The 23278-nt window shown below is 55.9% G+C and carries 19 protein-coding genes and 1 pseudogene; 13 read left to right on the plus strand and 7 right to left on the minus strand.

Features of this window, described 5'->3' with window-relative positions; genetic code table 11:
• Nucleotides 1-48: 48 nt before the first annotated feature.
• The 7 genes and pseudogenes from GTO91_RS11480 (at nt 49) to GTO91_RS11510 (ending at nt 6746) form a co-directional block, all read left to right on the plus strand.
• Complete coding sequence (locus GTO91_RS11480) at nt 49-963, plus strand: stalk domain-containing protein (protein ID WP_161258862.1); 915 nt, start codon at nt 49-51, stop codon at nt 961-963.
• Nucleotides 964-1153: 190 nt separating this feature from the next.
• A complete protein-coding gene (locus tag GTO91_RS11485; protein ID WP_161258863.1) occupies nt 1154-3049 on the plus strand; it encodes a PrkA family serine protein kinase in 1896 nt (631 codons plus the stop codon).
• A 12-nt stretch (nt 3050-3061) separates the two neighbouring features.
• Nucleotides 3062-4201 carry a sporulation protein YhbH gene (yhbH, locus tag GTO91_RS11490; RefSeq protein WP_161258864.1) on the plus strand — a complete coding sequence of 380 codons (1140 nt, stop codon included), beginning with the start codon at nt 3062-3064 and terminating at the stop codon, nt 4199-4201.
• Nucleotides 4202-4463: 262 nt separating this feature from the next.
• The gene (locus GTO91_RS11495; RefSeq protein ID WP_161258865.1) at nt 4464-4730 is read left to right on the plus strand and encodes a hypothetical protein; all 267 of its coding nucleotides are present in this window, start codon (nt 4464-4466) and stop codon (nt 4728-4730) included.
• A gap of 187 nt (nt 4731-4917) precedes the next feature.
• A complete protein-coding gene (locus GTO91_RS11500) occupies nt 4918-5415 on the plus strand; it encodes an immunity 26/phosphotriesterase HocA family protein (protein WP_161258866.1) in 498 nt (165 codons plus the stop codon).
• A 116-nt stretch (nt 5416-5531) separates the two neighbouring features.
• Nucleotides 5532-5909, plus strand: a pseudogene (locus tag GTO91_RS11505) (Imm26 family immunity protein); the annotation flags it as partial.
• Nucleotides 5910-6005: 96 nt separating this feature from the next.
• Entirely contained in the window at nt 6006-6746 is a 741-nt protein-coding gene (locus GTO91_RS11510) for a hypothetical protein (protein ID WP_161258868.1), read from the plus strand.
• A gap of 8 nt (nt 6747-6754) precedes the next feature.
• On the opposite strand, the gene GTO91_RS11515 is transcribed toward GTO91_RS11510, so the two are convergent.
• Nucleotides 6755-7438, minus strand: a complete 684-nt coding sequence (locus GTO91_RS11515; protein WP_161258869.1) for a hypothetical protein — start codon at nt 7436-7438, stop codon at nt 6755-6757.
• Nucleotides 7439-7769: 331 nt separating this feature from the next.
• On the opposite strand from GTO91_RS11515, the gene GTO91_RS11520 reads away from it, so the two are divergent.
• Nucleotides 7770-11534, plus strand: coding sequence for an ATP-binding protein (locus GTO91_RS11520; protein WP_161258870.1), 3765 nt, complete (start codon nt 7770-7772; stop codon nt 11532-11534).
• 278 nt (nt 11535-11812) lie between these two features.
• Nucleotides 11813-13768 carry a [Fe-Fe] hydrogenase large subunit C-terminal domain-containing protein gene (locus GTO91_RS11525; RefSeq protein WP_161258871.1) on the plus strand — a complete coding sequence of 652 codons (1956 nt, stop codon included), beginning with the start codon at nt 11813-11815 and terminating at the stop codon, nt 13766-13768.
• A gap of 72 nt (nt 13769-13840) precedes the next feature.
• Here the strand turns inward: GTO91_RS11525 and GTO91_RS11530 are convergent, their stop codons facing one another.
• Genes GTO91_RS11530 through GTO91_RS11545 form a run of 4 tightly spaced genes read right to left on the minus strand, consistent with a single transcriptional unit; the run spans nt 13841 to nt 17471 of the window.
• Nucleotides 13841-14704, minus strand: a complete 864-nt coding sequence (locus tag GTO91_RS11530; RefSeq protein WP_161258911.1) for an ABC transporter permease subunit — start codon at nt 14702-14704, stop codon at nt 13841-13843.
• A gap of 12 nt (nt 14705-14716) precedes the next feature.
• Nucleotides 14717-15667: an ABC transporter ATP-binding protein gene (locus tag GTO91_RS11535; RefSeq protein ID WP_161258872.1), complete on the minus strand. Its 951-nt coding sequence runs from the start codon at nt 15665-15667 to the stop codon at nt 14717-14719.
• Between the two features lie 41 nt (nt 15668-15708).
• Entirely contained in the window at nt 15709-16839 is a 1131-nt protein-coding gene (locus GTO91_RS11540; RefSeq protein ID WP_161258912.1) for a zf-HC2 domain-containing protein, read from the minus strand.
• Nucleotides 16836-17471, minus strand: coding sequence for a sigma-70 family RNA polymerase sigma factor (locus GTO91_RS11545; protein ID WP_235919557.1), 636 nt, complete (start codon nt 17469-17471; stop codon nt 16836-16838). Before GTO91_RS11545 ends, GTO91_RS11540 begins: the two co-directional genes overlap by 4 nt.
• Before the next feature lie 154 nt (nt 17472-17625).
• Between GTO91_RS11545 and GTO91_RS11550 the strand changes: the two genes are divergently transcribed.
• Entirely contained in the window at nt 17626-17880 is a 255-nt protein-coding gene (locus GTO91_RS11550) for a hypothetical protein (protein WP_161258873.1), read from the plus strand.
• A gap of 33 nt (nt 17881-17913) precedes the next feature.
• Here GTO91_RS11550 and GTO91_RS11555 read toward each other — a convergent pair whose 3' ends face one another.
• Together GTO91_RS11555 and GTO91_RS11560 are read right to left on the minus strand one after the other, a co-directional pair.
• On the minus strand, nt 17914-19341 hold the full coding sequence (locus GTO91_RS11555) for an NAD(P)H-dependent oxidoreductase (protein ID WP_161258874.1): 1428 nt from the start codon (nt 19339-19341) through the stop codon (nt 17914-17916).
• Nucleotides 19342-19474: 133 nt separating this feature from the next.
• Nucleotides 19475-19915: a CBS domain-containing protein gene (locus GTO91_RS11560; protein WP_161258875.1), complete on the minus strand. Its 441-nt coding sequence runs from the start codon at nt 19913-19915 to the stop codon at nt 19475-19477.
• Nucleotides 19916-20324: 409 nt separating this feature from the next.
• Between GTO91_RS11560 and GTO91_RS11565 the strand changes: the two genes are divergently transcribed.
• The 3 genes from GTO91_RS11565 (at nt 20325) to GTO91_RS11575 (ending at nt 23211) form a co-directional block, all read left to right on the plus strand.
• Entirely contained in the window at nt 20325-21434 is a 1110-nt protein-coding gene (locus GTO91_RS11565; protein WP_161258876.1) for an HD-GYP domain-containing protein, read from the plus strand.
• Nucleotides 21435-21492: 58 nt separating this feature from the next.
• Nucleotides 21493-22227 carry an amino acid ABC transporter ATP-binding protein gene (locus GTO91_RS11570; protein WP_161258914.1) on the plus strand — a complete coding sequence of 245 codons (735 nt, stop codon included), beginning with the start codon at nt 21493-21495 and terminating at the stop codon, nt 22225-22227.
• A gap of 135 nt (nt 22228-22362) precedes the next feature.
• Nucleotides 22363-23211 carry an ABC transporter substrate-binding protein gene (locus GTO91_RS11575; protein WP_161258877.1) on the plus strand — a complete coding sequence of 283 codons (849 nt, stop codon included), beginning with the start codon at nt 22363-22365 and terminating at the stop codon, nt 23209-23211.
• The last annotated feature ends 67 nt before the right edge of the window (nt 23212-23278 follow it).

Consider the following 23278-nt stretch of genomic DNA (forward strand, 5'->3'; position numbering starts at 1 on the left):
GATACGATCCTTACGGCAAGGTTACTTAAGTTTTAGGAGTTGTAAGTAATGATTAAAAGGATTGTTTTAATTTCAACGGTGTTACTGGCCTGTCAACTCACAGGGGCAGAGGCGTCAGATTATCCGGAAAAAACAGAAAAAAACGTGGGCATTCAGTTGAAGTTAAACGATAGGGTCGACAATATTCATTGGCAGCCAGTGATGATCAACGATCGCTTGTATATTTCATTATCGGATGTGAAAAATTTATTGGGTTATTCCGTAAAAAGGGACAATAGCGGGCTTATGGTCGCCAATCGGTTCCATCGTTTTCTCCTCGGTGAACATTTAAATCAACTCACCGATGAGGTAGGAAATGCCTATACCATAGAGCAACCAGTGAAAGAATTGGAAGGGAACACCTATATCCCCCTCCGTGCTTTTTCGGACATTCTGGGCTATAAGGTTGATTGGAATGACGCTGAAAAAGCGGTCTCAATCCGGCAAAAGAAAAATAAAAAAGAGGGCATGGAAGGGAACCTCCTTGTTGGCTCTTCCTATGGCCCGCTTGAAAAGGAAGCGTCCCAGTTCGTTGAAAACAACAAGCTTCTTAAAGAGATAACCAATATAAAAAAGGCCCTGCTGCGTTTTGAAGAATACGGTTCATCGGCCACGATGGTGACCGGAAAAGACGGAAGCGGCGAGACAAAGTTTCTCTGGCTCGAAACAGATACGCGGACGGGAGATATTTCCGTCATCGGAACAGCATTGGCTAAAAGTGGGATTTCCAGGGATAAGGCCATCGATATCCTTCAGGCGAAGGGTATCCACGAGGATTCGATTAAAAATGCCCACCTAGTGCCGTACCAAGAGGGCATTCTGTGGCTGATTTCCGCTACGCGGGGCGGTCAGAACTACTACTACGGGATCGATTTTTACACGGGAGAGATTTCCATCGAGAATATCGTCCCTCTGAATGACTGAGTCACAAGTCACTGATTCGTTGATTGTTTGCCTTTAATCATCGGACAACCCCTGTGTTTGTTCCACCCTAGCCCGCATAAGGTAGAAGTAACCATCCAGCAACTACGCTACTAATATGGTGGAGGGGCTAACGGCGCGGCATACAGGAAGAAATTGGCCATGCCTTCGGATAAGAACAGGGGGGAGCGATTTGGAGTTTCTCAATAAATTGGAAAACTACCGGCAGCGGGAGAGAGAGTTAGCCTGGGAAGGTACTTTCCGGGATTATCTCCATTTGGTGAAGGAGCGGCCCTTCATCACCCAATTGGCCCACTCCCGGATCTACAACATGATCGTCTCCGAGGGAGTGGAGGAGATCAACGGCGTCAAGCGCTACAAGTTTTTCTCTCATGAGATGTTTGGCTTAGACAAAACGCTGGAGACGCTCGTTGAGGAGTACTTTCATTCCTCCGCCCGCCGCACCGAGGTCCGCAAGCGGATCCTCCTGCTCATGGGTCCCGTCTCAGGCGGCAAATCGACCATCGTCATGATGCTCAAGCGGGGCCTGGAGCGGTTTAGCCGCACCGAACTGGGCGCCCTCTACGCCATCAAGGGATGTCCCATGCATGAAGAGCCTCTCCACCTGATCCCGAAAGAACTGCGGGAGGATTTTCAGCATGAGTACAACGTCTACATCGAAGGCAGCCTCTGCCCGCACTGCCGCATGCGCCTCGAAACGGAGTGGAACGGCCGTATCGAGGATGTGCCTGTTGAACGGATCTTCTTCTCCGAAGAAAATCGCGTCGGCGTCGGCACCTTCAGCCCCTCTGACCCCAAGAGCCAGGACATCGCCGACCTCACCGGCTCCATCGACTTCTCCACCATCTCCGAGTACGGCTCTGAGTCGGATCCCCGGGCCTACCGCTTTGACGGGGAACTGAACAAGGCCAACAGAGGCATGATGGAATTCCAGGAAATGTTAAAAGCTGACGAAAAATTCCTATGGAACCTGCTGTCCCTGTCCCAGGAGGGCAACTTCAAAGCCGGCCGTTTCGCCCTCATCTCCGCCGACGAACTCATCTGCGCCCATACGAACGAGAGCGAATATAAGTCCTTCGTCTCGAACAAGAAAAACGAGGCCCTCATCTCGCGGATGATCGTCGTCCGGGTGCCCTACAACCTGAAGGTCAGCGACGAGGTCCGCATCTATGAAAAATTGATCTCCCAGTCCGACCTGCGCCACATCCACATCGCGCCCCATGCCTTGCGGGCCGCCGCCATCTTCTCTGTCCTGTCCCGGCTGAAGGAATCGAAAAAACAGGGCATGGACCTCGTGAAAAAGATGCGCCTTTACGACGGCGAGGACGTGGAAGGGTTTAAACAAAAAGACCTCGTCGAACTGCAAAACGAAGCCCTTGATGAGGGCATGAGCGGCGCCGACCCGCGCTACGTCATCAACCGCCTCTCGTCGGCCCTCATCCGCAAAGACACGGTCTGCATCAACGCCCTCGACGTGTTGCGCGCCATCAAAGACGGCCTTGACCAGCACCCCTCCATCTCCAAGGAGGAGCGGGACCGCCTGCTCAACTACATCGCCATCGCGCGCAAAGAATTTGACGATATCGCCAAAAAAGAGGTTCAGAAGGCCTTCGTCTACGCCTACGAAGAGTCGGCCCGGACCATGCTCAACAACTACCTCGACAACGTGGAATCTTTCTGCAACGGCACGAAACTCAAGGATCCCATCACCGAGGAGGAGATGGATCCCGATGAGAAGCTCATGAGATCAATAGAAGAGCAGATCGGGATCAGCGAAAACGCCAAAAAAGCCTTCCGCGAAGAGATCCTGATCCGCCTCTCCACCTACGCCCGCAAGGGCAAGAGCTTCGACTACACCTCCCATGAGCGGCTCAAGGAAGCCATCGAGAAGAAGCTCTTCGCCGACCTGAAGGATGTCGTCAAGATCACCACCTCCAGCCGCACGCCCAACGCCGAGCAGTTGAAGCGGATGAACGAGGTGACAGCCCGCCTGATCGAGGATCACGGCTACTGCCACGTCTGCGCCAACGAACTGCTCCGCTACACCGGCTCCCTCCTCAACCGCTAGGAGGTGGTCGGAATGTCCGGCGATTTCTCTATCAGCCGGGAGGACTGGTCGCTCCACCGCAAGGGCTTCATCGACCAGACCCGCCACCAGGAAAAGGTGCGCGAGGCGATCAAGAAAAACCTCCCCCAGATCATCAGCGAGGAAGCGCTGATCCTCAACGACGGCCAGAAGACGGTGAAGGTGCCCATCCGCTCCTTGGAAGAGTACCGCATCCGCTATGACTACAACAAGCAGAAGCACGTCGGCCAGGGCAACGGCGGCAGCAAGGTGGGCGATGTCCTCGGCCGGGAACTGCAGCCGACGCCCGGTCAGGGTAACGGCGGCGCCGGATCCGAGCCGGGCGTGGACTACTTTGAGGCTGAAGTCGATGTCGACGAACTGGAAGACATCCTCTTTGCCGACTTAAACCTCCCCAACATGGAGGAAAAGGCCGCCCCCGAACTGGAAACCGAATCCTACCGCTTCAACGACATCCGCAAAAAAGGGCTCCAGGGCAACATCGACCGCAAGCGCACCCTGATCGAGGCCTTTAAGCGAAACGCCCTAAAGGGGACCCCCGGCTTTTTCCCCGTCCTGCCGGAAGACCTCCGCTACAAGACCTGGGAGATCCACCACGAGCGCCACTCCAACGCCGTCGTGCTGGCCATGATGGACACATCGGGTTCGATGGGCAACTTTGAAAAGTACATCGCCCGCACCTTCTTCTTCTGGATGACCCGTTTCCTGCGCTCCAAGTACCACGCCGTCCAGATCGTCTTCGTCGCCCACCACACGGAGGCGAAGGAGGTCACCGAGGAGGAATTCTTCACCAAAGGCGAATCGGGCGGAACGCGCTGCTCCTCGGCCTACCAACTGGCCAACGAGATCATCGACAAGCGCTTCCCGCCCCAGGACTACAACATCTACGCCTTCCACTTCTCCGACGGCGACAACCTGTCGACCGACAACGAACAGTGCGTCCGCCTGGTCAACGACTTGTTGGGCAAGTGCAACCAGTTCGGTTACGGCGAAATCGTCCGGTCTCATTTTTCCAGCACGTTGATGAACGCCTTCCGGAAAGTCCAGGGCTCGAAGTTTTCGACGGTGACGATCCGGGATAAGAGCGAAGTGTACGGGGCGTTGAAGACCTTTTTTAAGCCGACGGAGATGTAGGCGGGAAGTATTATGTGACGTGATGCACCCTCTGGAGTATTGCAAACAAAGTGTTTGCGATGTCAGGGGGTGTTTTCTTTAGCCGTACTTTTTTGGGGTTAAGTCCATATCCTCGTAGAAGAACTCCCCGCGATGGCGATGCTACGCAAATAATTACATATTACGAAAAATAAATGTAAAACATCCTATTGACTCGTAAAAGATTGTTGGTATAGTTAAAAATTAATTTCTTCTACATCCCATAACGGAAAGGGGATAAGTAGTGAGATTTTATAGTAACCATGATAATGACCACACCAAACGATTGACCGTTCGAATTTTTATCGCCCTTCAGCGGTATGAAGACGGAATAGTAGAAGAAGAGGATCTTCTTCGTGATGTTGAGGGGATTGTCGGCGCCCTTGAAGATGAGAAAGTGCGACAATTGCTGTCCGCATTTGCGTTAAAAGTGGACGAGTCGCGACTTCTTTATGACGTTGCAGAAGGAAGAAAGGGAGGTGGGTTACTATCAATGGTTTGTGTATCTTAATTGTGAAGTTGAAGATGACGTTTTTGAATTATACTAATTTTATATCCACAACGCAACCAAACTCGTGGTGTAGGAACATTGTACCCTTCCCTAAATGAAGCAAATACCAAATGTGAACTGCGTTCCATTGGTGTCCAAGATATCGTAGAAGAAACGGGGCATATTTTTAATAATGGAGAATTTCAATTTGCTAGTTAAAATGAAACCTTCTCGAAAAAAGCCCAAAAGTGGCGACGTTTTTGTGATTCAGCCGAAAGAGGGCATATATGTCTATGGGAAGGTAATTAAAGCAGATTTGGCGAGCCCATCAGCTTTTATCCAAGGACAATATCTCGTTTTTATCTATCACACAGTTTGTGAAAAAATTGTACAACCAGTAGAACTTAACCCTCAAAAACTTTTATTTCAACCGTTGATTGTAAGTAAATTGGGATGGACAATGGGATTTTATCAAACGGTTTACTCGACTAAGGTGACGCAAGAGGATCACGCTGTCGATTATGGATTTTATGATGCAGATGAATTGAATGTTCCTATAAAAAATATCGAGAAATTCGTTGATGAAGAATGTCAACCATTGGGATATCAACCTAAGCTGTGGGATCAGTATGCATTGTCTAGCTACGGATACATCGGTAGATTGGTTCATAAGGCTCTAGCATTACATGTTGCTGAAGATCAGTAGCCATAAGAAAGGATAAACGATGGAAGCGCGTAATTTACTTATTAAAATGAAACCCTCCCGAAAAAGGCCAAAATCAGGAGACGTTTTCGTCATCCAACCGAAAAGAAGGCGTATACTTTTACGGAAAAGTGATCAAAGCAGATTTGGTAAGTCCAATTGAGTTAATTCAAGGTAAAAACTTAATTTATGTTTATCAGACAAACTATGATAGAATTGTACAACCGGTTGAACTCAGCCCTAAGGAACTATTGTTTCCCCCTCTTATTGTGAATAATGCGGGGTGGACAAGCGGATTTTTTCAAACGGTGTACTCGACTCAAATAAATGAAAAAGATTATGCTAGTGATTACGGATTCTATAAATCGAACGAAAAGAAGTTCGTTAATGAAGAAGGTCAACCATTGGGATATGAACCTAAGATGTGGGATATTTATGCATTGTCTAGCCATTGGAATGTAGGCAAATTGATTCACAAAGCCTTGCAAAACAGTTAAGTTCATGGAAGAATAGGTTAAAACCCGTAAGGCGCAGCAGTGTCTTACGGGTTTTCCTCATCTTTTTCACAACATGTATGAAAGGGAGGTATTCTCTTGGGCGCTTGGGGAACAGCGATTTTTTCAGATGATTTGGCTTGTGACGTTCGCGATGATTACCGGGAGCTTTTGGGGCAAGGACATGAAGGTCCGGAAGCGACCAAATTGTTGCTGGCGGAATGGCAGCATGCATTGAATGACCCCGATGAAGCCCCCTCTTTTTGGTTGGCCTTGGCGGCCACGCAGTGGAAGTATGGAAGACTAGAGAATGAAGTTAAATCAAGAGCTTTGGAAATCATTGATAACGGTGTAGATCTCCAACGATGGGACCATAATCCGACGTTGCTAAAACAGAGAAAAAAAGTATTAGAGAAACTAAAGGCTCAATTGAATTCTCCCCAACCAGCCACGAAAAAAGTGGCAAAGTCGAACAAATACGTAAGTGAATTCGAAGTTGGCGATGTGTTCAGCTATACGTTACAATCCGGCAATCAAGCCCTCTTTCGTGTAATTGGCATTGATAAAGATGGTAGGGGAAGCTATCCGATTTGCGAACTATGCGATGGGGGCGATGGAAAGGATTTCTCCGTCGGGGCGATGAGCAGAAGTCCCTATCGGACCGGCAAAGGCGGTCTTCGCCAATTGATACTTAAGCAGGATTCATTAAGAGACTATCCGGCTAAACGGCTAAAATTAGTTGTCAAGGGCGCAAGTCCTCAACAAGAACGAGACAGGCCGCTGATTTTGTCATGGAAAGTGCTTGATGACGTTTTGAACCGGTATTTTGGTTTAAACTAGGGAACCGCTTACTCATTCACGGCCCTTGGAGGGTACGGCGGATATGTAAAGATAGTGTTCTTGTTTTGATCCAGGGCGTGGATTTTTTCTACGATCATAGGGTCATTGTCAACCTGCGCAAATTGAAAATAGCCATCCTCCGTCGGTTTGACTGCCCCTGTTTTTCCATCGGTAAAGATCATCTTCATCTCATTTATTTTATCATCATTGACTTTCCCGCCGATGAAAACGAAGGCGTGTTCTGGGTTGCGGACTCCTGTCGTGGTTATTCCCGGTCCGCCTGAAGCGACGGCGGAAGTAAAGGCGATGTGGGGTTGCTCATCAATAGGAGCAGTTATGATATTTTTCTCGCCGGTAAATACCACTAACGACTGGCAATTGCGATTGGTTTCCTTGAAAAGAATCGTTAGGAACCGGTATTCTTCTATCTTCTGGTCAAAAATGACCCTGACATGGGACATTTTAGCGTGACCGTCGTTTTCTTTTATATACGCGAATACCTTGTCCAGCGCAGGATCCTGGGTCGCGATTTCTCTGGCAGAAGTTTCTAAAGAAGTCTCTGAAGAAGTCCCGGAAGAAGGTGGGCGCTGCGGGTTGCACGCTGTCAGCGACAGTGAAAACAGCGCAAGGATTAACATGTTCACAATCAGCCTTCGTCCCATCATAAAACCTCCATAAAGAAAAATCGGCAAGGCGCAGTTCCTCCATACACGCCAGCGGCGGATGGGGCAAGTGAGTTTAACGTCATTCACTGGGTACTGCACCGAGCATTGTAAATCTAAGGAGAGGATATTACAACCAGCAAGGTGATTACGCATATCATCGCATGGAAAGCGCCAATTCGGCAAGGTTGAATGGTAACTGCGAAGCCCCCTTTCTCGTAGGAAACAGAATGCGCGATAAATATTCGCGAGCTATAATGACCATGTATCAACAATAACAAATTTGGCACAGCAGGATATCACGCGAATCCACAGAAATACCTACTTGTCTATGAAATCTGCGAGGGGGGGGCTTCCATTGTTGCCGACCCAGCTGAAACAACGCAGTGCCACTGACTCGCCAACCCCCGCTGTGTCACCCGATCAGGGGGCGTCACAAAAGACCGCGATCCTACCGTCCCCCGCCACCCTGCCGGGGCTCTTTCTTTTGCTCGCCTTAACGGGTCTCGGCTTTTTGGGCAACTACTTCAACCTGACCCTCTTTTTCGGCGTCGAGTTTTTATTCGGCAGCATCGCCGTCATGATCGTGCTCGTTCTCTTCGGCCTGCCTTGGGGCATGGCTGTTTCCGCCCTGGTGGCCGGGTATACACTGATCCTGTGGAACCACCCCTATGCCGCCATCATCTTCGTGCTGGAAACCCTAACGGCAGGACTGGCGCTGCGGCGATGGCCCCACGGCCTCGTCTTTGCGACCAGCCTGTTCTGGGTCTTCGTCGGCATGCCGCTGGCCTGGGTCTTTTATTATGGTGTGATGCATGTCGATCCCACATTGACCTTGCTGGTGGTGCTGAAACAAGGGACCAACGGGATCTTCAACGCGCTGATCGCCAGCCTGCTGCTCCTCTATGTCCCTTTCGACCGCTGGGGGATTCCGCTTCGCCCACAATTCCGGCGCACCCTTGCGCAGACATGGTATCTGTCGCTCATGGCCTTTGTCCTGATCCCGGCGATTTTGATGCTGACGGCTTACAGCCGCGACGCCTTTACCAAAATCGAGCAGACGGTCATTTCCCAATTGGACAATGTCTCCGCCAATACGGGGAAACGGCTGGGCCTCCGCTACCAGGAAGGGCTGCGTTTGTTGCAGGAGGTCGCCCGCATCGCCGCGGAAGCCGATATGCGCCCTGTGCCGAAGCTCCGGGATGCGCTGGAAATGACCCAGCATATCCGCATGGACTATTCCCATATCCGTTTGTACGACACCGCCGGCGTCCCCATCGCCGGATTCGATTCGCAGGCCTCTTCCGAATCGATGACAGAACAAGGCATCCAACAGGTGAGGGAGACGCAAGAGCCCTATGTGTCGAAAGCCTTCCTCGATAAGGACGGTCTCCCGGCTGTGGTGACGGCGATCCCTGTGCTCAGAGAGGACCGCCTGCTCGGCATCGCCGCCGGTCGCTTAAACCTTAACTTTATCCGCTTGCACCAGCTCACCTCTTCCATTGACTCGACGGGACACACCCAGGTGACTCTGTTGGACCAGACCGGACACGTCCTGGCGAGCACCCGGGCGGACCTTTCCTTCATGACCGACTTTGCCGGCAGACAAACGGGCGAGGTTGTCCCGCTTCAAGACGGACTGATGCAACGAGCGCCTTCCGAAAATAACCTGCCGGCGGTGACGAAATGGCAGCGATCGACCTATTTCCGGGAGACGACAGTGAGCGCCCACATCCCCTGGAAGGTGATCGTCGAGATCCCGCTGGCGCCCTATCAAAAACGGCTCATGGAGGAGTACATCCGCAACCTGGCGCTCATGCTGGCCTTTACCTTCTCCGCCCTGGCCATCGGCGCCTGGCACAGCCGGCAGAGCGCCCTCCCCGTCTCCCGGTTGGTCGAAGTAACCCGGGACCTGCCCGACAAAATTCTCTCCCGGACAAAGGTAAACTGGCCCCAAAGCCCCATTGCCGAATTTGACGACCTGATCGCCAACTTCCAGGTGATGGCCGGCGCCTTGCAGGAAAAGTTCCAGCAGATCCGGCAGGCCAAAGAAACATTGGAAGAGAAGGTCCAGGAACGCACCCAGGCGCTGGCCGACGCCAACCTGGAGTTGAGCCATGAGCAGGTATTTATCTCCACCGTCCTGGACACCTCCGGTGCGCTGATCCTGGTGCTGGATCTGGAGGGCCGTATCATCCGATTCAACCGCGCCTGTGAAGAGGTTTCCGGCTACACCTTTGACGAGGTAAAAGGAAGAATGCTCTGGGACTTCCTGCTGCTGCCGGAGACGGCGGAAAAGCTCGAAGCGGCCTTTCGACATCCCCAAGAAGAGACCTTCCTCTGGAAAAATGAAAACCACTGGGTCACCAAAACGGGACGACTGCGCATGATCGCCTGGTCCAACGCCCTGCTTTACGATCGATCAGGACAGGCCGAGTACATCATCTCCACCGGCATCGATGTGACAGAACGGCAGCAGGCCGAGGAGCAGCGCCTGCGGCTGGCCGACGAGTTTAAACAGACCATCCAGATGCTGCCGAACATCGTCTTTAAGTTGATGCGGCAGTCGGACGGCCGGTTTTGCTTCACTTTTAATGAAGGCGCCCTGGCGGAGAAGTTCGGCCTCACGACCGAATCGGTCAAGGGCCGGGCTATCGAAGAAGTCCATCCTCCTGAGTTCTCCCGGATCTCCGTGCCTGCCATCGAGGGTGTTTTCCGCGGAGAAGTCCATGAGTTCATCAACGAACTGGGCGGACACATCTTTTACAACTACGCCAAACCCTACTATGAAAAGGGCGAGCGGCAACCCTCCGGCGTGGTAGGCTTCGTCTCCGACATCACCGAGTTGAAGAAAACCGAGGAAGAACTGGTCAGGCAAAAACAGGCGGCCGAAAAGGCCAACCAGGCCAAGAGCGACTTTTTGGCCATGATGAGCCATGAGATTCGCACCCCCATGAACGGCATCCTCGGTATGACGGAACTGCTGCTCCATACGCCCCTGAACGAAGAACAACGGGACTGTGCCGTCACTGTTCACGAGTCGGCGCAACTGCTGATGGCGATCATCAATGACGTCCTCGATTTCTCCAAGATCGAAGCCGGCAAGATGGAACTGGAGTCGGTTCCCTTCTATGTGGAACCGCTTGTCGACGGCGTCGAAAAACTGTTGCAGCGCCATGCCCGCGAGAAGGGGATTGGCCTCACGTCCCTCGTCGATGCCCGGATTCACAAGGCCTTGCTCGGCGATCCCGTCCGGGTGCGCCAGATCCTGCTGAACCTGACCAGCAACGCCATCAAGTTTACAGATGGCGGGCAGGTGTCGATCGTGGCGAGCCTGCTGGCCCGGGAGGGAGAAGGCTTCCGGATCCGCTTTGATGTCACCGACACGGGCATCGGCATTGAAAAGGATGTGCAGGCGCGCCTCTTCCAGCCCTTCACGCAGGCCGACGGCTCCACCACCCGGCGCTTCGGAGGGACGGGCCTGGGGCTGGCCATCTCGAAACGCCTCGTCGATATGATGGGCGGAGAGATCGGCCTGGAAAGCGAGCCGGGCAAGGGATCCACCTTCTGGTTCGTCATTCCCTTTCCCCTGGCGCAAGAGCGCGCGAAGTCTGCGGCAGGCGGAAAGGGCTCCGCGACAGCCCCAGGAACGACACTCCCAGGAACGACACCCTCAGGAGGGAAGCTTCCAGGGGAAAAGACCGCTTCCGTGACAAAAGACATGCGGGTTTCCTCACCTCCGGGTAATGGGAAGCGGGTGCTGCTCGTTGAGGATAACCCTGTCAATCAAAAGCTGGCCAGCGCGCAGTTGAAGAAGTTGGGATACCCTGTCCGCGCAGTGAAGAACGGGACGGAAGCCATCCTGGCTTACAGAGAAGAGGCATTCGCAATGATCCTGATGGACTGCCAGATGCCGGAACTGGACGGCTTCGAAACGACCAGGCGCATTCGGGCTATGGAAGAAGGCACGGGCAAGCGCGTGCCCATTGTGGCCATGACAGCCATGGCCATGCAAGGAGACCGGGAACGATGCCAGGCGGCCGGCATGGACGGTTACCTGAGCAAGCCGGTGGAAATCAAGGAACTGGCCGAGGTGCTGGCGCGGTGGATCGGCAACGTTGAATAGCCCGAAAGAGTCGGTGATGTTGTCCGAAAGAGTCGAGAAAATCTGGGATAGTAGGATTTGGAATAAAAGGAAAGATAGAAAATTAAAAAAATAACTTAGTTCATTACTACTCATTTTGTACTATTTTCGTTAGAATAAAGGGGCAAAGCGAAAGAGCGCGCCGCCTCATCGAACTCCACCACTCCACCCCCAAAGCGGTGGGGTTTTTTTATTTTGCGCTAAGCGCCTCGTCAAAGGAATAGAGATGACCAGAGGGGTATTTGGGAGGGGAGCAGGAATTGGCGCTGCCAAAAGTGATTCAAGTGGACAAAGAAAAATGCAAGCACTGTCTTGCTTGTCTGGAAGCCTGCCCGGTCAAGTTATGCAATGTCGTCGAAGCCGACCAAGTCTCCGTCATTGACGATCTTTGCATCGGCTGCGGCGAATGTGTCCGAATTTGTAACGCCAAGGGCCACAAGGCCCGGACCGGCGTTGACGATTTTCCGGAGTTTCTATCGGATCTGCAAAAGGGCATTGCCATCGGCGTGCTGATCGCGCCGGCGGCTGCCGTCAACTATCACGGGCGGCTCCCGCAATTGATCACTGCCTTGAAACAGATGGGGGTCAAGGCAGTCATCGACGTCAGTTTCGGCGCCGAACTGACCACTTATCTCTACCTGAAGGCCTTAAAAGCGGGGGCGCGCAAGCCGATCATTGCCCAGCCTTGCCCGGCCATCGTCACCTTTATCGAGACCTACCAACCGGATTTGATTCCCTATCTCGCCCCCACCCACTCGCCGGCGCTCGATGCCGCCGTCTGGGTGAAAGGCCGCCCCGAATTTCGAAACCTCAAGCTCGCTTTTGTTGGTCCCTGTCTGGCCAAGCGGCGCGAGTTTCACGACCCGAATACGAAAGGGATCGTTTCCTACAACGTCACCTACGCCTCCCTGGACCGCTATTTCGCCGAGAAGAGGATCGACCTCAGCCGGCTGGCGCTGTCCGCCTTCGATTCGCCGGAGGCGGAGCGCGCCGTCGTCTATTCCCAGCCGGGCGGTTTAACAGAGACCTTTCAGCGCTTCGGCGTGCCGGTGGACCGAGCCGACATCCCCCGCGTCGAAGGGGCCGGAGAAGTCTACAGCGAGTACATCCCTATGCTGAAGGAGGATATCCGGCGCGGCCAGGCGCCCGTTCTGGTCGACATCCTCAACTGCCTCCACGGCTGCAATGTCGGTCCGGCGACCACCCACCACTTGACGCGCTACCAGGTCGATCGGGTCATGGACGAGCGAAAAAAGGCGCAAGTGGAAAAACATAAACAGAAAAAAAGCGGGCTCTTTTCCAAGGGAAAAGAGCCCTTTGAGCAGGTCTATGCCGAACTGGAGCGCAGCGGACTCGATTTCTCCCGCGCCTACACCGATCGCTCCGCCCTTTGCCGTTCCGCTGAACCGAGGCGGGAAGAGGCGGAACGGATTTGGGAAAACCTGCATAAGCCCACGGAAGAGGAACGCAAAATCAACTGCCAGTGCTGTGGTTACGGCACTTGTGCTGAGATGATGCGGGCGATTTTTAGCCAACGCAACCGCGTCGACAGCTGCAAGTATTACCTGATCAAAGAAAACGAACTGAACCTGTCCCGGAAGACGCAGGAGGCGGAAGCGGCGGAGCGGTGGGCCAGTCTGAGCGAGCAGGAGAAGCTGCGGGTCCAGGAGACCTATGAACGGTTGATCGTGCTGAACAAGCAGGTGGCCGACACGGTGGCCCAGATCGGCGCCACCAACGACGATCTCTCCCACAGCTTCCAGACGATCATCCAGGGCGCCACGGAGATGGTCGATGAGATGACCCGTTTGTCGGAGGACTCGGGCCGGATCCGCGGTTTCAGCAAAGACTCGGCGGAGATCATCGATCAGATCCAGAACATCGCCGCCCAGACAAACCTGCTGGCCCTCAACGCCGCCATCGAGGCGGCCCGGGCGGGCGATAGCGGACGCGGCTTTGCCGTCGTGGCTGACGAGGTGAAAAAACTGGCCCACCAGTCCGCTTCCGGGACCGACCGGATCCGCGAATTCATCAGCGCCATCGCCGACGAGTCGGGATCCCTCGATCATAAGACGGCCCACGCCCTAGAAGTGTCTCAGCGGATCACCGTCGCCATAGAGCATACAGCGGAAATCCTCAAGCGGCAATCGCGCGAACTGGCCGACGAGGCCGACAAGTTGAAGTCCATGCGAGAGGAAAGCGGCAGAAAGCAATAAAAAAACGCCGGCAGCGCCGGCGGGGCGGGCAGGAACGTAACGTTCCCGCCCGTTTTTTGATTTTGGCGGACATCACAAGTCTTTGCGATCAAAGACCCGGATCGCCAGCCAGAGCGAAGCGACGATATAGAGGCCCACATAGGCCAGCATCAGGTTGCTCGGCGGCGCCGTGACGCCGAAGGGGCCTGCCGCCAGGGAGGCCAGCGGGTTGGTGTCGCCGCCGCCGACGATGTTCATCAATTTGCGAAAGAGGGTGTCGCTGGGGATGATCAGGCTGACAGCGATGCCCGTATTGATGAGGTCGCCGCGGTTGATCAGACCGCCGATCTGTTCGAGGAAACCGCCGATGACGGACAGGGCGTACAGCATGACGGAAACGATGCCGGCGGTGAGGGTGCGAAAGAGGGTGCTGAACAGCAGCGCTACGGCCAGGAGCAACAACGGCTGGAGGAGGAAGACGGCGGCTCCCGCCAGCAGGCTGCCGGTGTTCAGCGCCGTGAGCGCCGAATGGTTGTAGTGGCCGTTGAGGAGCATGATGCCGGCGTAGAGGAGCAGGGCGTAGACGGTCAGCAGGATGCCGTAGCCGAGGAACTTGCCGAGGACGATCTCCCGCCGCCGCATCGGTTTGGACACGATGGCCTGGAGCAGGCCGTTTTCGATCTCCGAGGCGATGGAGCCGACACTGGCCAACAACGCCAGCAGCGCCAGGAGAAAAGAGGAGAAGTAGAGGCCGGCGCCCAGAAGTTGCTGGCCCATGACTTGCCGGGCAATCAGTTGGACGCTGCCGGGGACCGACTGTATTTTGGCGAATTCTTTGGCGAAGAGGTGCAACGCGGCGCCGTAGAGGGCGAGAAAGACAGCCGAGAGCAGGAGGGTGAGCAGGAAGATCCGTTTTTTAGACGCCTCCTGGAAGGTGAGGCGGGCAATGGCGAACAGGTCTGATCCCTCCTAACCGTCGGCGATGGTTTCGAGAAACAGTTCTTCGAGGGAACCGGCCAGGGGGGCCACCTCATGGATGGGGATGCCCGAGTGAACGAGCGCCTCCACCAACCGGGGGATGTCGGGTGTTCCTTCCTCCCAGGTGAAGACCCACTCCGTGCGAGGCGTTTTGTCCAGTCCGGCGGACAAAGGTGTCTCCCGCGTCAGGGAGACGCCGGAAAGGGCAGGTATCCGCGCCAGGTCAAAAGGTGTCCTGCAGCAGTCTGCGTTGACGACGACCCGCGCCTGCCGCAGCGGCCCGGCCAGTTCCCGCCAGTCGCCCTGGAAGAGCAGCCGGCCCTGTTTGATGATGGCGATGCGGTCACAGACCGTCTCCAGTTCGCTCAGGAGGTGGCTGTTAAGGAAGACCGTCTTGCCCTGGGCGCGCAGTTGGACGAGAAGGTCGCGGACCTCCTTGCGCCCGATGGGGTCGAGGGCCGATGTGGGTTCATCGAGGAAGATCAGTTCTGGGTCGGGCAGAAGGGCGCAGGCGAGGCCGATGCGCTGCTGCATGCCCTTGCTGTACTCACCGACACGCTTGCGCCCCTGTTCCCCCAGACCGACCATTTCCAAGACGACGGGGAGCCGCGCCGATGTCTCTTGCGCCGAGAGGCCGTAAAGGGAGGCGTGAAAGCGAAGCAGTTCTTCGCCGCTGAGCCAGTCGTGGTAGCGGAAGGCCTCCGGCAAAAAGCCGATCCGTTTGCGGACGGCCACCTCTTCGACGGGGCGGCCCAGCAAGTAAGCCTCACCGGCGGTCGGTTTGAGCAGGCCCACGAGCATTTTTACGAGGGTGCTCTTGCCGGCGCCGTTGGGGCCGAGGAGGCCGAAGATGGAGCCGCGGGGGACGGCCAGGGAAATATCCCGGCAGCCCCCGCGGCCTTGATAGGTTTTCGTCAATCCGATCGTTTCAATGGCCGGCACGGGTTCACCTCATATGCTTGCCGTCGGCTGGCTGCCGGCGGTTATTTCAGCGAGCGGGCCACCTTCAGGAGCGTATCTTTATCGACGGGGCCGTTCATTTGATAGAGGGCGCCTTGATCCACCCAGAACAGGTGGCTGATGCCGCGCTTGTTGACGCTGTAGACGCCTTCGGCGCCGTTGATGTCGACTTTTTCGACGGAGCCGTCCACATCGGGAACGACCATGGTGTGCTGCCAGTCTTCGATGCCGGCCAACTGGGTGCGCACGTCCTGGGGCAGGAGCGGGAAGTCGAGCAGGGCCGCCCGCAGGTCGCGCGGATTGACGCCGGCGGGAACGGTCAGTTCCGGGCTGGAGAACTGGCTCAGGTTGATGCGGCTGTGATTCCCCTCGTGGACGAAGGCGTTCCGCGCGCTGGCGGGGATGCGCAAGCCGAAGGCTTTGCCTTGCAGGCTCTCCGGCAGCAGAGTGGTCGCCCCCATCCCTTTCAGCAGGTTGTTCACCTGAGCCACATCGAGGCGGAACTCGGAACGTCCCTCGGAAGAGACGGCCACTTCGATGGGACGGTTGAAACCGTCAGGCAGGAAGGCAGGCTGCTTGAAGGCGAAGGGCAGCAGTTCGGTTGCTTTGGCGGGAGAGACTCGGTTCTCTTCCGGTTTTTTCAGGACATCGACCTGGCCGAACTGCTTCAGGTCGACCTGACCGACCTTGGACTTGACCGCCTGGGCCATGTCGTTAATCTGTTCCGGCGAGACCTGAACGACCTGCAGTTTCTGCACCCGGAAGAGGGAGAGGAAATCGGCGACAGCCTGTTGCACCGGGGCGACCGTCAGAGCGCCTGTCACCAGGGCGGCGGCTGCGGCAACGCTCAGCCATTTTTTCCATTGTGTTGTCATCATGGTTCCTCCTTGTTTGTCCTTGGGAAGGGGAGCGCGGAGCTTGTCGGGTTGGAAGGGCGGGAGGGCGGTCGCCGGCGGGAAGGGGGCCTCGGTCTCGATTACCTGTTGGTAAGCGGTCACCTGCCGGTTCGACCAATGTTCCAGTTCCGTCAGTTCTGACAGCGTGGCGGCGCAAGGGGCGCAGGTGTCCAGGTGGCGTTGCAGTTCTTCTTTTTCGGCAGCGGATACTTCATTGTCCAGGAAAGCCTGCCAGGTTCCCTGATCACGGCAGTTCATCGGATCACCCCCCCTTTGTGCGGCTGGTTGCGGAGCAGTTGTTCGTAGGCCTTTTTGAATCGCTCGCGGGCGCGAATGAGCACCGTGCCCACGGAACTGCGGCCGATCTCGGTTGCAGCGGCGATCTCATCGTAACTGAATCCGGAGAACTTGAGCAGCAGGACGAGGCGGTCTCTCGATTGCAGCCGGTCGAGGGCCAGGCGGGTGAGGCGCGCCTCCTCCCGCTCCAGCACCACCTGTTCCGCCGACAGCGCCGTTGTGGCCGACATCTCGGCGGCGGTCCGGAGAAAAACCTTTTCCTCGCGCTGCCGGCGGCTGCCCTCGCTGCGCAGGTGGCTGTAGCAGAGGTTGCTGATCACCTTGCTCAGCCAGGCGGCGGGGTGCTCCACCGTGTCGAGGCCGGTTCGATGCAACCGCAGGAAGGCCTCCTGGACGAGATCCTCCGCAGCGGCAGGGTCCCCCAAAAGGAAGGTGGCCTGGCGACCCAACTTGGGCGCCATTTCCCGATACAGTTGTTGAAAACGCTGTTCCATATTCTCACCGTATATCGGCGTTGAAATGGCGATGGGATGGCCGTCTATGCTCTTCTCCCCCTTATAGCCGTTGCGCAACGGTCCCTTTTGGGTTTCCATAGTAGAGACGGCGTCGGGAGCGAAAAGGTGACAGGATGAGATGAGACTTTTTCGTGCGTCAGAGATTACAATAACAAGAAGAAGGCCCTTCGGACAAGCCGGAAAGGCATGGGATAAGCAGAATAAGCAGAAGAACATGAACGGAGGATGTGGCATGTTGGAAAAAGAGATGCGCATGCGATCGATCACGAAACGGGAGCTTGGCCAATGCCTCGTCGAGCTTGGCGGGGTGGAGCAGTCGCAGGGGCGCTTCGAGGGTGAGGGTTGGCGCGTCGACTTGGGCGCGGAACGGAAGGTCTCCATCGGCGCCTTCCGCCTGCCGGAGATCGTGGTGACCATCCGGGCTGAACCGGATGTCTTTGAACGTTTCCTGGCGAGGTTCCGACTGAAGACGCTGCGCGGCGGGTAGCGATTCACCTGGGCTGACGCATATGGCTGGCAGCTACTCTTTTCCATCGGCGTAGGGCTTGATGGACATGAGCATGTTTTCCTTCATCCGCCCGTACAGATTTTTTCGGACGGGCGGAAAGAGGGAGAGGAATGACAAAAAGGCCTGAAAGGATCGGTTGCCGAGTTCCTTGTGAGGATAATCGTAGAGGCCGTTGCGGCGGAAAAAGCGATGGTCGGCGGCAAAAATGCCCCGCAACCGGTAGACAAGATCCCGGAAGATCAGCCGCCCGCCTGTCCCCCAGAAAGGCGCCGGCGCCTGGGCGCGGGCGTCGATGGAGCGAATCATCCGTTCAGCTAGGGCCACCAGGAGGGCGGCAGCCCTTTCGGGCTCCTCGTCGGTGACGATACCGACGTGATGGCCCCCGCTGACCTGGGCGTAGGCTTCCAGTATGATCTGGAGGTTCGGCAATGCGCGAAGGGGACCCGAGATTATGTAGGCGATCTGTTTTCCCTCGTAACCTTTGATGTGTCCGTAGACGAAGCTGCGATCTAAATAGCGTTTCCAGCGGGAAGAGAGGAAGCGGTCCACAATCGCGCCGGCGAAGACGACCGCATCGGACGGCGCCACGATGGTGTCTAGGATCCTTTGCACGTCATCATTGTAGACGCAGCGGTTGTCATAGCCGCAGTGCAGGCAGCCCAGGCATCCCCCCTGGATGGCCAACTCCTGAAGGTCGACGATCTGTACCGGTTCCGGAAAATGCCCGGCAAAGGCGTCAACCATGGCGCCCAGGTTGCCTTCCTTCCCGTCGGTGAGGATGACGATGCGGCGGGTTTCGGTCCTGGGCGCGCGAGGAAGCGTGTTGGACGCCTGGGGAGGCGGATCCGCCTGGGAAAGCGCGTCAGCATTGGAAAGCGCGCCTGGGAATGCGTGGTGGCAGGGGGGGCGCCCCGCAGGCAGCGGCTCGTACCGGCGGGCCACCGGGACGCTCGTTTCGGCGGCGCGGAGGAATTCGCCGGCGAAAAAGAGCAGGTTCCGGCGGTGTTCCTCGCGGGCCAGATCGTTCATTTCCGCTAAAAACTCTCCCGTGTACGCCATGCCCCAGTCGTCACAGATCCCATGGAGGTATTCTGCGGCGGTGTTATCAAAGAAATGGACCGACGTGAGCAGAACGGCGGCGTATTTTTCGCGAAAAATTTCTGTAACGCCCCGTTCCCCGGCGAGTTCGATAAACCGTTTCAACTGGGAAGGCACGAGATAGTAGTAAACGGGAGAGGCCCACAGGACGGCCTTCGATGCGGCGATGGCGTTGACAACCCCTTGCCAGGCCTTGGGATCCTTCTCAAGCCGTTGGATGTCTCGGGAGATATGGAGGATCTCCCACTCATGATCGGGGAGAATCCGTTCGAGGTAGCGGACGTACTGCAGGGTGATGCTGAGTTCCCCTTTGGGGCTCCCGCTGAGGACGGCAATTTTCATAAAAACAGCCTCCTTGGAAAAAATGGAACACCCGTAGCCTCTCTTTCGCGGCGACGGGTGTTTTTCCTCTTATTGTATTGCTGATGGATTTTTTCCATGCGGGCCAGCGCTGGTCAGCGCCATATCGCCCCGGTCACCCCCGGGTTGCGGCGACCCGGACAGCCGGTCGTCCCGCTTGCAGCAGACCTGCGCAGTATTCGATGATCTCCCGGCGGCGGACGATGCCGATGAAGACGCCGCGGTCATCGAGGACAGGGACAAAGTTCTGTTCGCTGGCCAGCGAGATCAGTTCCTCCATCTCAGCGTAAATGTGCACCGGCTTGATGTTCATCCGCCGCGGCACATCGTTGAGGGAGACCTTGTGCATGTTGTCGAAGCTTAGGCCCGGCGTATTCTTCCATTTCCAGAGGAGATCGCCCTCGGTGAGGGTGCCCACATACCTCCCCTGGCTGTCGATGAGGGGGACGGCGGTATAGCGATGGTATTCCATCTTTTCCGCCGCCTGCCGCATGGTGGCGTGGATGGGGAGATGGATCACATCCTTCTTGGGGATAAGAAAAAAAGCGATGTTCACGTCCGGTTTCTTCCTTTCTCCAGCGACGCTTACGTGTTTAGCTGACGGGTTCGGGCCGCGGAGTTGTGAAAATTAAGACTATTTCCTGGATTTGTATTGGAACCATTCTCACAAGGAGATCATACACTGCTGCGCCACTTTTGTAAAACCCTTGATTCCGGCGAAAGTGTTCTTTATCACGGGCTTCCCTTGTGATTTCTATTGTTTTTATGTTAAGGATTTGTTTTTTGTTCGGAGGAAAACAAGGCGGCGCCGTCGAACGTAAAGGTCAGCTTTAAACGGAAGAAAATGGGCATCAAAATAATATTTTGGTGTGTAATCGAACATTCTCGTCCGGGGGGCGTCGACGTCGCTTGCTCTGTTGGCGAACCGTCTGGCCGGAATATAGGAGAAATGGGGGCGGGCGCTAATGTATTCGGCTCGAACGGGAAAAGTCTCAGAACAATATGCCATCGGTGATATACTGGCCGCCGACGTATTCACGGTAGACGGCAGGCTGTTGATCCCCAAGGGGACGGTGCTCACCGATGTCATCTACCGTCAAATCCTCAAGTGGGAAGAGATCGGCATCCTCACCGGCCAGAAGCCCAAGACCGTCAACGGTATAGAGATGCAGTACGAATCGCTGAAGAAAGTGGGACAGGAACAAGTCCTCTTTCAGCAGTCCATCGAGACGGTGCGCGATGTCTTTCTCGACATGCGCGAGGGGCATGGGTTCAACGAAGGCGCCATCCGCAGCACCACGTCGGACATCGTTTCCGCCATCGCCCGCGATGAAAAGATCGGGCTGCGCCTATCGCGGCTGTGGGAATCAGACGATTACACCCTCCATCACTCCGTCGATGTGTGTCTGCTGAGCACGATGATCGGTATGAGCCTGGGCCTCTCAAAAGCCGAGTTGGAGAGCCTGGCCGTCGGCGCCATCCTCCATGACATCGGCAAGATCTATATCCCCGACGCGATCTTGAACAAGCAGGGCAAGTTGACCGACGAAGAATTCGCCCTGATCCGGACCCATCCCGAGGCGGGGATGAAGGTCTTCCAGGAGAGCGGCGTCCGACTGCCGGAAGAGCAGATGGCCTGCATCCTCCAGCACCAGGAGTGGTGCAACGGAAAAGGCTATCCCAACGGCCTGCGCTATGCCCAGATCCACCTCTTCGCCCGCATCGTCGCCGTGGCCGACGTCTACTCGGCCTTGACGACAAACCGGTCCTACCGGGGGCGGCTCGATCACATCAACGCCGTCAGCATCATGAGTTCTCACGCCCGGGACCATCTCGACAAGCACATCGTCTTTGTTTTCGTCGACCGGCTGCGCGACCTGATGCTGAACACGCGGGTGCGCCTCTCTACCGGCGAGGAGGGCTATGTGGTCCAGTTCTACGAAGAATCTCCCCTCCAGCCGACGGTGCTGGTGACGGAGACGGCCGACGGGCGCAAACTGGTCAGCCCCTACCTGATTCATCTGAAGGAAAAAACTGACGTTTATATTCAGCAAGTTTTATTCGGCAAAATCTAAAAGATAATGTTATAATTAGAGCATATGTGGATTTTTTCGCAACGGGGAGGCGATTGGACTGATACGCTTTGAAAAGGTGAACAAGTGGTTCGGGAAGCTGCACGTGCTTCGCGATATCGATTTACATATCCGCGAAGGGGAAGTTGTCGTCGTCATCGGTCCCAGCGGCTCCGGCAAAAGCACATTGCTCCGCTGTATCAACAAGCTGGAGACAGTCACCGAAGGGCGCTTGACGGTGGACGGTTTTCGCATCGACGATCCCAAGACCAACATCAATCTCCTGCGCCAGGAGATCGGTATGGTCTTCCAGCACTTCAACCTCTACCCCCACAAGACGGTCCTGGAAAACATCACCCTGGCCCCGATCAAGGTGCGCAAGGTCGCCAAAGAGGAAGCCGAGAAGACGGCCATGTTCTACCTGAATAAGGTGGGTATCCCGGAAAAGGCGCAGGCCTTCCCCTCTCAACTCTCCGGCGGCCAGCAGCAGCGGGTGGCCATCGCCCGGGGTCTGGCCATGAAACCGAAGATCATGCTTTTTGACGAGCCCACCTCGGCCCTTGACCCGGAGATGATCAACGAGGTCCTGGATGTCATGAAGACCCTGGCCAAGGAAGGCATGACCATGGTCGTCGTCACACACGAGATGGGCTTCGCCCGCGAGGTGGCCGACCGCGTCATCTTCATGGACAACGGCTCCATCGTCGAAGAGGGGACGCCGGAACACTTCTTCATCAACCCCCGGGAAGACCGGACCAAGTTGTTCCTGAGCAAGATCCTCACATCGGCTCGCTAGCTCTTGCACTCTCTTGTCCCTTTTTGTTCTCTTCCGCTCTTTTCCGCTCTTCTCGTATATCCACCGATCTCGCTGATTTCGGCGGGCCCCACAGGGCAGCCGGAAGCATAAAAAAATATTAAAAGGAGGATGTCCATGTTCAAGAAGTGGACCAAAGGAATCGCCCTTTGCTGCACAGCGGCACTCCTGGGCACGTTGGCGGTTGGCTGCGGCGGCGGCGCTCCGGCCGGCGGCGAGAAGAAACCCGCCGAGTCCCAGACCCAAGCCTCCGGTGACTACATCCAGACCATCAAGAACCGCGGTTACCTGATCGCCGGCGTCAAAAACGACGTGCCCCTCTTCGGACAGTTGAAATCCGGCGCGGACAAGCCCGAGGGCTTTGAAGTCGACATCATGAAGGAACTGGCCAAGAAGCTCTTCGGTGACGAGAGCAAGGTCAAGCTGGAGAAGGTGGAGTCCCAGACCCGCATCCCCATGCTGCAAAACGGCCAGATCGACATCGTCGCCGGCACGACGACGATCACGGAAGACCGGAAAAAGCAGGTCGATTTCTCTGATGTCTACTTCATGGCCGGCCAGTCGCTGCTCGTGAAAAAGGGCAGCCCCATCAAGAGCGTGACCGACCTGAAAGACAAGTCCGTCTCGACCGTTCGCGGCTCCACCAGCGCCAAGAACATACGGGAAAAAGCGCCGAACGCCAAAGTGGATGAGTACGCCACCTACACGGAAGCCTTCCAGGCCTTGAAACTGGGACGTTCCGATGCCATGACGACGGACAACTCCATCCTGATGGGCTTTGTGACGGATGATCCCAACTTTGAACTGGTCGGCGGCCTCTTCACCGAAGAGCCCTACGGCTTCGGCTTCCAGAAGGGCCATCCCGAGTGGGTCAAGTATGTCAACGACTTCATCAAAGAGATGAAAGCGAACGGCAAGTACGACGAGCTCTATAAGAAGTGGTTCAAACAGGATCCGCCCAAGTAAGGAGTCTGAGCTTGCGGGGAGTGGAGCGCGCTTCACTCCCCCTTTGTTGTGAAAGGAGGGTACGCCT

The organism is Heliomicrobium undosum (assembly GCF_009877425.1).
Taxonomy (GTDB): domain Bacteria; phylum Bacillota; class Desulfitobacteriia; order Heliobacteriales; family Heliobacteriaceae; genus Heliomicrobium; species Heliomicrobium undosum.

Bases quoted from the DNA above. Each gene is read 5' to 3' on its own strand.
- GTO91_RS11480 (WP_161258862.1), top strand. From the start codon at position 49: ATGATTAAAAGGATTGTTTTAATTTCAACGGTGTTACTGGCCTGTCAA.
- yhbH (WP_161258864.1), top strand. From the start codon at position 3,062: ATGTCCGGCGATTTCTCTATCAGCCGGGAGGACTGGTCGCTCCACCGC.
- GTO91_RS11540 (WP_161258912.1), bottom strand. From the start codon at position 16,839: ATGAACTGCCGTGATCAGGGAACCTGGCAGGCTTTCCTGGACAATGAA.
- GTO91_RS11545 (WP_235919557.1), bottom strand. From the start codon at position 17,471: ATGGAAACCCAAAAGGGACCGTTGCGCAACGGCTATAAGGGGGAGAAG.
- GTO91_RS11550 (WP_161258873.1), top strand. From the start codon at position 17,626: ATGTTGGAAAAAGAGATGCGCATGCGATCGATCACGAAACGGGAGCTT.
- GTO91_RS11555 (WP_161258874.1), bottom strand. From the start codon at position 19,341: ATGAAAATTGCCGTCCTCAGCGGGAGCCCCAAAGGGGAACTCAGCATC.
- GTO91_RS11565 (WP_161258876.1), top strand. From the start codon at position 20,325: ATGTATTCGGCTCGAACGGGAAAAGTCTCAGAACAATATGCCATCGGT.
- GTO91_RS11575 (WP_161258877.1), top strand. From the start codon at position 22,363: ATGTTCAAGAAGTGGACCAAAGGAATCGCCCTTTGCTGCACAGCGGCA.